8 protein-coding genes are annotated in these 14,325 nt (G+C 41.8%); all 8 read right to left on the bottom strand.

Going from position 1 to position 14,325, the window contains the following annotated elements:
• Positions 1 to 5: 5 nt before the first annotated feature.
• The 8 genes from ACFSGI_RS00390 to ACFSGI_RS00355 all read right to left on the bottom strand — a co-directional run bounded on the left by ACFSGI_RS00390 (position 6) and on the right by ACFSGI_RS00355 (position 14,220).
• The gene (locus tag ACFSGI_RS00390; protein ID WP_204826411.1) at positions 6 to 3,593 is read right to left on the bottom strand and encodes a TerB N-terminal domain-containing protein; all 3,588 of its coding nucleotides are present in this window, start codon (positions 3,591 to 3,593) and stop codon (positions 6 to 8) included.
• A gap of 141 nt (positions 3,594 to 3,734) precedes the next feature.
• Entirely contained in the window at positions 3,735 to 5,441 is a 1,707-nt protein-coding gene (locus ACFSGI_RS00385; RefSeq protein ID WP_204826410.1) for an FAD-dependent monooxygenase, read from the bottom strand.
• Between the two features lie 37 nt (positions 5,442 to 5,478).
• Positions 5,479 to 6,519, bottom strand: coding sequence for a YheC/YheD family protein (locus tag ACFSGI_RS00380; protein WP_204826409.1), 1,041 nt, complete (start codon positions 6,517 to 6,519; stop codon positions 5,479 to 5,481).
• Positions 6,520 to 6,574: 55 nt separating this feature from the next.
• On the bottom strand, positions 6,575 to 7,615 hold the full coding sequence (locus ACFSGI_RS00375; protein WP_204826408.1) for a YheC/YheD family protein: 1,041 nt from the start codon (positions 7,613 to 7,615) through the stop codon (positions 6,575 to 6,577).
• A 106-nt stretch (positions 7,616 to 7,721) separates the two neighbouring features.
• Positions 7,722 to 10,943, bottom strand: coding sequence for a GAP1-N2 domain-containing protein (locus ACFSGI_RS00370; RefSeq protein WP_204826407.1), 3,222 nt, complete (start codon positions 10,941 to 10,943; stop codon positions 7,722 to 7,724).
• A complete protein-coding gene (locus tag ACFSGI_RS00365) occupies positions 10,940 to 12,202 on the bottom strand; it encodes a TRAFAC clade GTPase domain-containing protein (protein ID WP_204826406.1) in 1,263 nt (420 codons plus the stop codon). The genes ACFSGI_RS00370 and ACFSGI_RS00365 overlap by 4 nt, the downstream gene beginning before the upstream one ends.
• A gap of 16 nt (positions 12,203 to 12,218) precedes the next feature.
• Positions 12,219 to 12,878, bottom strand: coding sequence for a beta-mannanase (locus ACFSGI_RS00360; protein ID WP_204826405.1), 660 nt, complete (start codon positions 12,876 to 12,878; stop codon positions 12,219 to 12,221).
• A gap of 64 nt (positions 12,879 to 12,942) precedes the next feature.
• Entirely contained in the window at positions 12,943 to 14,220 is a 1,278-nt protein-coding gene (locus ACFSGI_RS00355) for a vWA domain-containing protein (RefSeq protein WP_204826404.1), read from the bottom strand.
• Positions 14,221 to 14,325: the final 105 nt, after the last annotated feature.

Genomic DNA, 14,325 nt, shown 5'->3' with positions numbered 1-14,325 from the left:
TCTTTTCACCTCATGATGATTGCATCAAGCACTGTTCTATATTCTTCCATAATCGTACCTTCTTCCAGTAAAAGGTCACCGATTGTATCCATCGCCAGATCATTAATTTCATCGACTAATAGTGCTGGCATCGTGCCACCTTTACTAGCGATATCACGCAACACTGAATCATCTGCTTCATCTAACAATGCTCCCAAAAATTGAATATGATGCGTCTGTAAGCCATCGATCCACTCTTGCCATTCATCATCCAATTCAGCAGGCAATCGAGCCATTACCGCTTTTGCCTCTTCTTCTGTTGATTGTTGAGCAAGAGGAGATTGAGCTGTTAATGATGTCTGCTTCTCTTCGTCTACTGGTTGGATAGATTGTTGTTGTGTGTCTATCAATGGAGTTTCTTCTATCAATGATTGATCTGCATCTACAGCTAAAGCATGTTCAGCGATCCATGTTGTCCATTCTTCTTCATTGCTGATCTTCTGTTCTTCACGCAACGTCAACATCTCGCGTACAACGTTAGAATCAGCCTGTAATTGTTCAAGCACCGATGTATCAATCTGCACTTGTCTTGGTGCAGGTAGTTGTTCTGGCACTGTAAATATACGCTTGATATACCGTTCGATCAAGCGAGCAATCTCTGGTTCAACCGGTGGATTGATACGCAGTCGACCGCTAAATTCCAAATGACGACGAAATTCATTTTCTGTTAATTTGATAATACCTGTCAAAAATTCTCGTAACGGTTTGTGCTCGCATAATGGCAATCGTCTTACTGTAACCGTTCGCCCGTAAATCGTAGCATCATACACAGCACTGCGGAATAAATAACGCTCGGTCTCGCGATATACCGGTGGACGGAAAATCTGAATCAGTCGTGCTCCTTGTTGCTTATCTAGAAAAGCATCTACCGCAGCCAACACTTTAGGGACATATTCTTGTATCCATTCGCTACCTTTTTCGATATAGAATCGGCTACGTTGCATATCATAATCAAGTAATTGATGAATCAATACAAAAGGAATCTGCACAGGTTGAGTTGACCAGATACGTTCCCATTCTAGATCCGCTAATTCAGTAGGCAAATGATCCGATGCTTCGATCATAAATTCACTTAGCGGTTCTTGCAGATTATGCACCTGTCCAAAGTCGAGCACCCACTGCGGAATATATCGATCTAATTTGATAAATTTTTTGCGATACTGACGCCAGAGATTCATTAGATATTGATGTCCTTCTAACGGTTCTGTCCAGCCTGCGCCATTGATAATTTCGTAACACATTAAGAAAATATAAGATAAATCAGTCGCCGGATATCGACCTTCACGCACTTCTTGACGCCAGTAGAAATACCACTTTTTCTGCCGCCATGTCATACTCTCGTATGTCGGCCAATAACTCATAAAAGGTACAAATTCAGCTTCTTCTTCGCGGTGTTCAATCATTTCATGTGCACGCTTCGCAAAAACATGCTCTGCGGTCTGAATTGATGATTGAGAACGTAATTCTTCATCGGTCTCTGATGAACCATATTTCGATGACTCGGCATACGATACATAACGTGGTGCAATTTCGCTATCGATCATAATCTCTGGTGCATGGTGATCAGGATCAACACGATGATTACCCGCTGAATCGACTTCTGCTCCATCGTCTTGGGCTCTATTCTGCGAATGAACTACCTCATGTTCAGTAGCATCTACAGGTGGAATCGTCCATGCAGACATCGAAGCAGGATCGACCGGAATAGAAGCACTCTGTGGAGTAGAATGAACTACTTTGTAAGTAGCCGGTTGATTAAGATTTATTTCGTAGCTACTTATATCATCCTGCTCTCTGTCTATTGTAGATGGTTGATCTGCTGTAGATTCCGGTGGCAAAGTAACCGAAGGAATATCTTCTTTTTTATATTGAAAAGACTGTAACCAGCCTTGATGGTCATAGATAATATGATCTTTTTTCCAATCTTCGTCTAAAGTGGGGTCGCTGGTATCGATAGAAAGATCAGCAGGACGTTCAGGAATACGTAACCCTCGTTCTTCTGTCCCCCATTCAAATTCAGCAAATCCACCTTTGCGTTCACTCACTTGTGGCAATCCCGATTGAAGTGCACGCTTCACCACCATAGGAAAAGCAGGCGGTAACTCGGTTAATGGATGATCAGGATCGACAATCGCATATTCGCGTACTACAGAATGAAATAATTTGAGCAGACTGGTCTGAGCCGTTCGCATATGAGGTTCATCTAGATGTTGACCTTCGGCATAGATTGCCAAACGTAAGCGAGTCGTTAACTTGTTCATTGCTTTGTACACTTTGCTAGTTACACTGTCTGTTAATTCATCAGGTTCCAAATAAATAGCAATATCGACTCCACCTGGCAATAATGCTGTTCTTCCAGTTAATAGACTAGCAGGTACAGCGATCAAGGGTAATGTTGATTTATTTTTGGCAGAGCTTGCTTTGCTCGGTAATTCAGATGCTTCTTGCCAGTAGGAGCCGAGTGTCGGTTGCCATACTTTTTGCAATCCAGTCAGCAATGGCTTTTTACCAATAATCGCAATCTTACACGCTGGAAATTTGCGAATATAAGCTTCCAGAAAATGCTGTAACGACTCACTATGATTCATAACTCCGCCTAAGATACCTCCAGAGATACCCCAATGTGTCAAAAAATGAAAATGTTGCTCTAGATCACGTTCTGTACTTGGCAAAGCCAAATCTGGAATAAGCAATTGTTCCCACGGCCCACTTAATCGTTCAGAACCGCGCTGAATAATTTCTTGTGATGTTAATTTACTATTTTTATCAAGTGATGTACCGTCAGCCATTCTACCCATAGGCCCTAACCCTAATTCGCGCAGTAAATCTGCTTCGATCTGTCCATGCTCATGTAAGCCGACATATGTTCCAGAAGCACCCAGACGGCGTGATAATTCTACCGCAGGATAGCGAATCCCACTGATCTCAATCATCGGTACAGCAGTAACTTGTCCGACACCGTTTTTTTCGTCCCGTCTGCCTTCGAGCACCCATTTGGCATCCATATGAATACTATCTGTAAATTCTTCGGGAGCAGCATAAGGAATATAATCTTCAGCGACTTGAAAAGACTGATCTTGTGCATAAGCAGGATCGATGCCATAGATGATTTCTTCATCAGGCACATCTTCAAGATAATGATCCAGATCATCTACTGCATAACTTGATTCTGAAGAAGTAGAGATAGCGATAGTTGTTGGTTCGCTCCCACCAGAAAGAACAGCTTCAGCGCTACCATCATAGCTTGCTTCAATCGGTGTGCCATCAAACAATTCGAGTGTGCCCGGTACTAATCTGGATAATCGCGTATATAATTTGTGCGCTTCTTCCGGTTTGAGCAGACATTCGCTATGACCGTAAGAGGAGTGTTGCCATCTATGTTCAGCATTACGAAGTGTTTTACCCATAACCATCTGCTGTACTTCCTCAGCTTGCTCCTCTTCAACGACTCCATCGGCACGCGAAATATGCAGGAAAAAGCCTCGATCTTCTTCGAAGCTTAATAATGCCGTATAGGTTCTGTCTGTATAGGATAGTGGCGATGGTGAATGCATAGTAGACTCCTTGCCTTTCCTTTAATAATATTGATGATCCGTTTGGTAAACATAATATCCCATTATACATGAAGCAGACCGGAGAATGGTATAGGTTACGAACATATTTTCGTTTATTTCTTTTTATTTTCTACATATTTTCTACAATTGGGTAGATGATAGAGGTCTGGCTGGAATCTGAAAAGAACGATAAACCCAGCCGATCAAGTCCATTTCATCATTCAGATTACCGATATAACTGATATATCCATCTGGACGAATTAGCACATATCCACCTTTGCTCATTCCATACCGCTGATGAAGATCGTTGTCTGAATCTACATGAATATGAGAAGGTAGCGGTAAAGGAGTCATTAATGGTTGATCCGGTACTAAAATATGGATATCGATAATATCGTTCCATTTCGCCGCTACTTGAGTGAGCAAAGAACGATGATCAGGCTCTTCGATATCATCTTCGAGTGTAGGTGGCTTGGGGCTTGAGATCACAGGATGTTCTCCTGTAAATAAAAGTAACGTATGTCGGGACGATTGCCCGTATCCTCCATCAGGTGCGCGCTCTCCTGCATGAAGCATCGGTCGTTGCCAGCCTTTGCCTTGTTGCACAATAGAGCTGTGAGGATAAGACAACCCTGTTTCTGAGATAAGACTGAATAATCGTTTTTGGATCACTTTACGTGAAGATAGTAATGGAGCTACTGTATTTCGAATCGCAATCGGTACAGAATAACGGGTGGTTGCTAAGCGGGTGAACAAAGAGGTTCCACGTAATAATTGTCGTCCTATCGGTTCACGTTCCGCATGATAGCTATCCAATATCATATCGGAAACATACCCCTGACACACTAGCGCTAATTTCCAACCTAGATTAAAAGCATCTTGTATACCTGTATTCATTCCTTGCCCACCGATAGGTGAATGAATATGAGCAGCATCTCCTGCTAGAAAAATGCGACCGGTACGATAATGCTTCACTTTCCGTTGATGAACAGCAAATTTCGATAACCAGATAGGATCTGAAATAGTGACTTTGATCGGTAGACAAATATCCAGCACCGCTTGAATATCTGCTAATTCGATAGATTGATCGTGAGCAGAAGAGGTCAAAGAATGATCGGGTGGCATACCAATAATGATCCGGTGTCGATGATTCAGCATCGGGAACAACGCTGTCAGATATCCTTTATTGAGATAGACATACAGCTTATTATGATCTTGCTTCCAATCAATCTGTACATCAGCCAAAGCAAACGATTGAGCCAGTACTTCGCCTTCAAAAGCAATATGACTGAGATGACGCACTGTACTATGAGCTCCATCGCAACCGACTACCCAGCGTGCCAGTATCTGTTCTTCCGACCGAGCAGATTCACCTGTATGCTGAATCGTGGCTTGTACATATTGATAGGGCTGATCTGACTGTTGCAGAGCAGTTAATGCAACTTGTCGCTCTACAGTGCCTCCAAGTGATAATAAGCGATCTATTAATACCTGTTCGGTGATACTTTGCGGAACCATGAGTACGTACGGGTAAGGGCTTTGGATTAATGAGGTAAAGTTCACCTGTGCCAATACTTTGTTATAGCTAGATGCTTGCATCCCTGTAACCTGATGCCCTTGAGCGATTAAAGTATCTGCTACATCCGCTTGATGTAGCAATTCTAATGTTCGCGCCATTACACCTAACGCTTTGGAATATTGGGAAGGATAGGGTGCTTTGTCGACAATCCGGTAAGATATACCACGTCTCGCTAGTTCAATTGCCAGCGTAAGTCCTGTAGGCCCTGCACCCACAATCAATACATCACAATCAGGCGTATGCGGATCAATATCAGAGTTAGTGATCATATCTACCTTCCTTTCATGTCAAAGATAATACGACATCCTATTTCAAAGATTGACGGGCTAGATATAGACTATACTCGATAGCTGGACGAGCCAATTCTGTGTAATGAAAAAGAGTCGATGGCAGTCCGATGCCAGCTTCAAATAACCAGATATTGCGATCTTCATCAATACCGATATCCAAGCCGATTTCGTGAAAACCTGAGCCGATTTTCTTTTCTAAATAACGGGCTAATTGCAATGCAGTGTTTTGTATCTTTTGATCCATCGGCCCATTCACTTCTTCACCAAATTGATGTTCCAAAAACCGATTCCATGTGGTCGATACCATCAGTGTTTTTTTACTATTAACGATTTTCATATTGGATTTTAAAGAAATTCCTGCTGAACAAAAAGCAACGATCCATTCATTTTTACCATTTTTGGCAATATGCACTCGAATATAAAAAGGAAAATCTTGTATAGCAGTAGAACTCTGTACCAATTTTTGCGCACAATAGCGTCGTTCAATCAACAACTTTACCAAAGCCATCGTTTGCTCGGTATCCATCTGATGAATATACGTCTGATCGAATACTTCAAGCAGGTCTCCTTTGAATTCTGCGGTAAATGTATTCTCACCTTTGGCTCCTCGATCTGCTTTGAGCACAACAGGCTGATGCTGATGAATAAATGCAATGACTTGTTCTGGTTCGCGCATAGTTATAAAAGGAATCACAATCTGTTGGAGTTCGGGATCATCAAGCAGTAGATTGTAGACTTTGGTTTTGTACATCGATTTGCCAATCAAAGTATGAGTCATCGGAATACCGGCTAACTTTTCATAAATGTTTCCGAATTGATCTGAACCTCTACGGCGCATTCGATCATAGACAACATCTGGATAATCAAAAGTGTTGTAGACCCATTTTGTCCCATTCCACTCTTTGCCACGAATCGTACGTGTTGCTTCTTTCACATCTCCAGGGTAGAAATAGAAAAAATCCGCTTGCTGACTGCTAGCTGCCATCGCACTCGCCAGACACAACTCGGGTTCTACTTTCCAACCGATCAGCATCCCAATCGACAATCGCTTCTTCATATTATTCTCCTTTGCTCTTCTCAAAGTGTAATGCGACCCAAGCGAATAGCGCCTATCAAGAAGATTGTGACTGACGCACTAAGTATTGACAGTAGGCGATCGCAGGCTGAGCCAGCTCTATATTATGAAAAGAAGTATCCGGTATCCCCAAGCCGGCTTCAAACAATCGAATTTTATTTTGCTTATCGATTCCGAGATCGAGTCCTATTTCATGAAAGCCTGTACCCCATTGCTGTTCCAGATATTGCGAAATTTCAATCGCATAGGCTTGAATTTTAGTATCCATTAAACCACCCGGTTGCTCACCAAATTGATGATTAAGAAAACGAGTCCATGTGGTTGTCACCCGAAATGTACTTTCGCTATTCGTCACTTTAATCATCGGATTAAGTGACAAAGAGACGGAACAGAAAGCCACCATCCATTTCCCTTGACCGTCTTTGGATACATGCACACGAATAAAAAAGGGAAAGTCTTGCACTGTTGTACTTTGAATTAATTTCTGTGCGCAGTATTTACGTTCAATTAGTAAAGTCACTACCTCAACCATTTGTTCCTGATTCATGGTATGCAAATACGTCTGATCGAACACTTCATATCGATCCTCGTTCACTTCTACCGTAAACATATTTTGCGCAGATGCACCACCATCGGCTTTGAAAATTACACGTTGATGCTTATGCACAAATTCGATCACTTTCTCAGGATCTCTCATCGTCATAAACGGAATCAGTGACTTTTTCAGACTCTCATCCCGACGAAGCGCATTATAGACTTTCGTTTTGACGATAGAACGTCCTTTCAGTGTATGAGTGATTGGAATTCCTTCTAATTTTTCATAAATATTACCGAATTGATCTGAACCTTTGCGGCGCATACGATCATAGATAACATCGGGATAGGCAAATGTTCCAACCACCCATTGTGTACCGTCCCATGCTTGGCCTTCAATCGTACGCGCCTGTTCATCTACACCCGAAGGATAAAAGTAAAAAAAATCAACTTCTTGACTGTGTGCTATCAATGCACAAGCCAGAGGTAAATCTAATCGTATTTTCCAGCCGATCATCATGCCAATCGTCAATCTTTTTTCCATTATGCTCTCCTTTGCATACTACCGTTGTTGTAATTTTATAGTACAACATATAGTAAAAGCTCGCTTTCTTAGAAACAGAAAAGCGAGCTTTTACACATCAAAACGTCTAGCTAGATGAATCGGTTGAAGTTGAATCAGCACTAATAGATGTGATCGCATATTCAGTACTGTCAATTTTGATTTTGTTGATATTATGACTATCCGTTTTGGCTGGTAAATCAATTGTGACTGTATACGGATTACTTTCAGTCAATTGAGCTTCAGATACAGGCTCTGCTTCTTCTTCCATCGGTGTTGTACTGGATGTAGAAGAATCGGTTGCTTCTGTATCAATAGTATTTGTTGAGCCTTTCGTATCTGTAGTATTAGTTGTATCTGAATCGGTTGTCGATTCTGTGATCGATTCAGAAGTTGCTGATACCGTAGCTATACTAGGACTATCGCTGACACCTGTTGTACTGGCTGTATCGTCGTTACTATTGGTGGTAGCATCTTCTGATGAAGAATCCGAAGAGGTATCGCCAGTGCTTGCTGGTGCTTTGCAGATCGACTTGGCATTTAACTGAGTATAATCTACTTTTTGCCCGTTCCCCATCAGCAATGTAGCTTTAGTAGGTTTGAATGCTTCACAAGTAGCCAGATCAGCAAAATGAAAAGCTAGACCTGTAGTAGTACTATTACTCGTACCATCTGTACCCGTTGTTGGCTTTGTGCTAGTACCCGCATCTGGAGTCAACAATGTAACTACGACTTTTGGCAATTGCACCGTTTCTGTTGGCGGTTCGGTCACGTCTGGTATTGGATCAACCGCAGGCGCCGCTTGCTCGACAGTAATAACGCCAAATACTTTTAACGCATAGACAGATAATCCACCGATCGCTACCAGTAATACAATCGCTAGTAGCGCTAATAAGGGCATACGTTTACGATTACGTTTGAACCATTTCGATAATGGTGTAGCTAATTCATCTCTTGCTTTGAGGTATACTGTTCGCAACGCTGGCCCTTCTTTTGGAAAATCAGCTTTCGCTTGCGAAGCCAGTGCTCCTTTACGAAATGCTTCTGGATCATGTCTGCGAAAATACGCTAAAATCGCAGTCTCATAAGCAGGTACAAATGTTGGACTTGGCGACTTGCGACCAGATGCTTTTCGGGTCGTATCGGCTTTATGAGATATATCTTTATTTAACAATTGATCTGTAGCCGATTGAGTAGGATCAGGTCGCATAAATTCTGCACGTCCTTCTGACCAATGGAAAAAATCATAGATTTGTTCAGAAGTACTTGCATGCTGACGAACCGCTTCTACCATCGCTGAATAATCCAAATCATTCGGCTCAGCACTATAACTAAACGCCGCTGCCAAGCGTCCAAATTGACCTTTTCGAATATCCTCTGCTAGCCATAAGCGTCCTAGCTGTTGTACTTGGTCTTTCTCATTCGGTTGCAATTGATGCAGTAAATTCATTAACTCTGCGGATAATTCTTTTTCAGTAAACCAAATATATAACAATTGTAATGCTAATTTTTTGGCATTCAAACGACGATCCGCACGTTCAGGATATTCATCACTTGGTAACGGAAGCGAAAGGAAATCGGCTTGTAACAACTTTTCACGAGTCAACGAAGACCATTCCAAGTCATTCAATAACAATCGTTCAGCAGAAGCTCGCATATCATCGCCTAGACCTGATTTTCTCCAAGCTTCGGGCGGAATCACTTTGCCCTGTAGCGAACCTGTATCTACTTCATCTAATAAAGTAAATACTTTCCCTGTGGCTATCATCAAGTCAGGGCTATGCCGTAATGCTTCCATAAAAGATTGACCTGCACGATCACAATAATCGTCCATATCCAGTAAATCCGGATAGGTAGTACCCCATTCTACAGCCAAATGAATAACTTCTTCGACAGTCTGTGCTTGATGGAATTTACGTTCTATTAAAGGATTTAATAACATAACCGCCAGACTGGGCTGACTGCCTGCCATTTTGATAAAAGCATCATTTAAAGCAGGATGTTTCTCCATCATGATATATAAAGCCTGGCTTGCTGCTGTCTGTCCTGCTGCTACTGCATTACGAATCGCCCAGATAAAATACTCTACAATTTTGCGTCCGGTATGTACTTCATCGATACCGTAATACTCTGCAAAACATTCTGCAATCGCAATATCCGGTACAACACCTGTCCGTACTTCATCAAATTCACGATCAAAACGTGATAAAAATAAATCATTTACACGCATAGCTGAATCCAGTGCACCTGCCGGACGTAAATGTGTAAGCAACGATTGCAAAATAGAAGCAGGATGCTCACTATACAATTGTTCGTCTCCTGCTTCTACGCGAAACAGAGTCGTCCACTCATCATATTGAGCAGGATCAGGTAACTCTTCTGTCGAAGCATCAATTCCAGCTTGCCCGTTATCGGCAAATTCTTGTAATGCACGCAATTGATCCGGTTGCGTGATATGCTCCCAGACCCACTCGGTATATACTTGACCTGCTTTTTCCGGTTGAGCTGGATGAATACGACCTGTACTCCAATCAAAATGATAATCACGCTCAATATTGCGATCACCTGCACGAATAGAACCACTTTCAACAAACATCAATTGCATGCCTTTGCGACTTTCGGGTTCTTTAGCATAAGTGGTAAAGCCTAGACGACGACGGAAAGCATACGGCAAAGCTTCTGTAATCACCGCTGTTAGTCGCTTCGCATATACAGACAATTCTGTAATTGGTACATGAAGTGAAATATACACTTTACGACGCTTATGAATCGCAGACATCACTGCACCGATCAATTGCCGAAATGTAGCTCCATCTATACCTAATTGCTCTAAGACAGCGATATGATTGGAAGGAGTAGAAGTAGACGGAATATCTTGCAGTTGTGGCAAGTCTTGTCCTTGCTCGACATCATATTTCTCCTCAAAACTCGCTTGCAACCAACGCTCATAGTGATGTACCCATTCTTCAGCACGTGCCGCAGGAATAACATAATTGTGAGAAAAAAACGTACTTCTTAGCCCTGTAAAATCAGCATTTACATAATGGCTATTTCCAAGAACGATATCGCCATTTTCCAGTCGTATTAGTTGTAAAGCAGACGGAAATAAAGCATCTTCTTTTTCACCTTTCGCTAACAGCTCTGCTGGCGCATCGTATACACATAATGGATGGATATACTTTTTAATAAACTGGTTATCCAGTCCAGACGATTTGGCAATCGTATCGTAACCTTCGGTCGAGCGGAAAATACCACTTTTCTCCCGGGTATACATCTGTTGATCGATCAGGGCATTCGAGAATAAACTCAAGCGTTTCCTCTCCCCTCGATATAATTCAGTTTGTACAATAACCAGATAAATGGCTCATCTACACGAATCGGACTAACTACACTTTGTAGCTTCTGGTCGATTGGATTACTTCCTAGTGCAGAGACAGCAAAATAAGCGGTATCTTTGAAATATACATCCATCGTTCCTTTAAATGGACGATCGACACGCTCAATAAAGCGACGAATTTCACCATCTATATTTTCAAATTCATTCAAATCAAAATAATCACGATGAATGACATTATGGAACACATTACTGTTGGATTTGATATATTCGCCTTCATCTCCACGTAATGATTCCAGCATATCGCTTTTCGTCAGTACAATAGCTGTTGGAATATCGGTTTTGCTGTCTTCTTGATGTGCGATAAAGTCGCTAAATAACGTTAAGACAACATCACGAGGCTCATCATAACGAGACACCCATTCGCCCTTATCATCTCCAAGCTTGATCCGAATACGATCTCGAATCGAGCGAATCTGAAGTGGATCGACCATAAATAAAATTCCCGCAGAGTTTTTAATATGCTGACCATGTAATCCAAGATAATCCTGATCGACCATACCTTCACCAGCCACATCAAAAAACACCAGTGTTAACGGTGGCTTCGATTCATCTTTGAATACGAATTGGAAAATAAATGGTTCTTGCATCCGTTCTTTTTGCGTCGAACCGAGTAGATCGCCACGTTCAAATAAAGGTTCTTCGTAATTAATACGGAATTTGCGACTAATCTCTGTCGTCAGTGGCATACAAGCCGCATCAAAATTTTCTGCTGTAGTATTTTGCAACGTATGGATTAGTGCTGTCATGTAGACAGATTTACCTACCTGCGAAGCACCAACAATCGAAATAATATTACTAGGTACTTTGCCGGAAGTGACAGGTAATTCATTATGACAATGCGGACACAGACGGCGACGTGTAACTTCACCATAGCGATCATTGAGTCCTACTAGCACATGATCCGAATAAATACGCTGTTCTTCAGGAACATCTGTTGGTAGCAATACGGCTTCCATATCGTGAACTGTATCCAGTCCAAAGCGAGAACGGTATTTATTTAACTTTGCATCTTCACCGAGTCCATAATCTTCATCATCTTCACGATGATGCGAAGCGCGAAATTCTACCTCTTCCGGTGAAAATTTATTAAAACAAAACGGGCAAACGATATCATAAAATAACGGTCTAGGCGCAGCTTCCGGTTTCTTTTTGAACCAATCGAAGATATTCATCTCAACGATCTTCCCCCTACTCCAAAATCAATTCGTACATCTGTCCATATGTACGTCCATCGGTAAAAAAGAGTCTTACATATTCATTTTTGCCTACTTCAATCGCCGGTAATTCATTGCGTCCTGCTTGAAAAGGAGCTGCGAATGGATATACAATTCCATCGTCTTTGTTTACAGCGTAGCCGCCTTCTTTTTTCACATAACATAATACTTCTTTCGGAATAGGTACTTCTGCATGCACTTCGATTCGTACTGTTTTACGTTTGCCAAACCATACACCTTGTTGCTTAATTGAGTAATAAATTTTGGCTTTGCCTGCACTAAGTTCTATCGTATTTTGACCATCCGGTTGACGTACAAGTACTGTTTCTCCTTGTTCTTCATACGTCATATATACGGTATAGTTCATTCTTCCAAAATGATCGACTCTTTCGATATATCCATTGTTCGCTTTATATTCTTCTTTGGTATATAGACGTAGACTAGCAGGAGAAGAATCTGGCTGATCCGATGAACGATATTCTTCTTCGCCAACTGCGGACATCTGTGTTACTTTTTCAATATAGACCGCTTCTATATCGCGTGGCCATAACCAACGCAATGTACACAATCCATCTTGTGCTTGCCCGGTTAAGCCATGAATTCCTTGATTGGTTTTCAGTTCGGTGTACAGCATATACAGATCCCCCTTCTGAGTCTACTTCTATCTATGAGTTGATCTTTTTTATAATCAATTATTGTTAGCGTTGAAATGTACCACTACTTGTTCCCCGGCGGCGACGCGGCCCTTCTGAAGGTGTAGGTGGCGGTGGTGTAGAACTGCGTTTGATCATACGTTTACTATTTTCGCCAATCGGAACAATCAGTGTGAACAGTGCAATAATCAGTGCTAGAATCATAACTGCTAAAAAGCGTATAACCCCATCTGTCCAATCCGTTTTGCCAATACCCCATTCCAATAACCATCCAGCCAGTAATCCAGCTACACCGCCACCGATTCCGAAGCTACGTGCCAAAAAGCGGTTATCGAACATCAATCCCATGCCTACACCCATCAATGCGCCTAATAACATGACCAGTATCACATGCAGAATCACATAATACAGATTACTATAAAAAGGTTCGCTACGTTCTGTTACCAGTGTACGCTTATCTAACGTATCGTAAATTTGTTGGAACGTCTGTGGCAATTGCGAAGCATCTGCTACATTGTAATAGTTACCACCTGTTTGACTAGCGATATCTGTAAGAAGATTAGTGCCGCCTGCATCTGTCAAATTCAAACCAACAGTATTGATCGAGATCGATTTAGCTTGATAAGGGGCCAGCGCCGACATATCCAATGCACTGTATCCATCAGACAACATAATAACGACAGTACCACGAGTATCATCATTTTGAGCAGTGATCTGTTGCATAGCCGTATCTAAAGCACCTGTAAAATTAGTACCACCCGTAGTCGTTGTCATTGCATCCATCGTAGCCGTAATCTGCTGTTTGGATGCATCATTGATTTCAGTCAATGGCAATACGACATTCGCTTGGTCGCTGAATCCGATAATCCCAACCCGTTTGTCATCGTCCATCGAATTGACCATATTTTTCACCGCTTGAAACCGTTGGTTTTGCGCATCGGTTTCGAGCATACTGCCGGAGTTATCAATCACTACGACAACATCACGAATCGATTTGACTCCATTAAATCCGATCTGGTAAATCGCTTCGCCTCCAAGACCTCCAAGAAACATAAGAACCAATGTAGCTGGCACAAATAATTTCCAAGAAAGCCCTGCATAGCGCTGACGCCAGGATGCTCCATTTAACTTCGGTGAAATGGTTTCAGCTAACAAACAAAATCCACCAATAAATAGACTAATAATTCCAAAATACAATCCGATTAAAATAACTCGTGGCATTCGATCAAAATACGAATGGATCAACCATTCTCCTATAATAAATCCGATCGCGCCTCCGATGAGGCTGAATAATACCATAAGCCAATTCACTTTGCGTTGCATACGTGACATCTCCCCTTTCATGTGAATATGTGAAATTCCGTTTATACATTTGAGTGATTGAAGTGTATCATTACATCTGAATTGTAATGATATAGATGAAAAAGC

This window comes from Paenibacillus nicotianae (assembly GCF_042681745.1).
GTDB classification, from domain to species: Bacteria; Bacillota; Bacilli; order Paenibacillales; family Paenibacillaceae; genus Saccharibacillus; species Saccharibacillus nicotianae.
This window is presented reverse-complemented; position numbering and strand designations above follow the sequence as displayed.

What these genes read in the sequence shown, in the direction of transcription:
- ACFSGI_RS00390 (WP_204826411.1), bottom strand. Translation starts at nt 3,593, where the DNA reads ATGCATTCACCATCGCCACTATCCTATACAGACAGAACCTATACGGCA.
- ACFSGI_RS00385 (WP_204826410.1), bottom strand. Translation starts at nt 5,441, where the DNA reads ATGATCACTAACTCTGATATTGATCCGCATACGCCTGATTGTGATGTA.
- ACFSGI_RS00380 (WP_204826409.1), bottom strand. Translation starts at nt 6,519, where the DNA reads ATGAAGAAGCGATTGTCGATTGGGATGCTGATCGGTTGGAAAGTAGAA.
- ACFSGI_RS00375 (WP_204826408.1), bottom strand. Translation starts at nt 7,615, where the DNA reads ATGGAAAAAAGATTGACGATTGGCATGATGATCGGCTGGAAAATACGA.
- ACFSGI_RS00365 (WP_204826406.1), bottom strand. Translation starts at nt 12,202, where the DNA reads ATGAATATCTTCGATTGGTTCAAAAAGAAACCGGAAGCTGCGCCTAGA.
- ACFSGI_RS00360 (WP_204826405.1), bottom strand. Translation starts at nt 12,878, where the DNA reads ATGCTGTACACCGAACTGAAAACCAATCAAGGAATTCATGGCTTAACC.
- ACFSGI_RS00355 (WP_204826404.1), bottom strand. Translation starts at nt 14,220, where the DNA reads ATGCAACGCAAAGTGAATTGGCTTATGGTATTATTCAGCCTCATCGGA.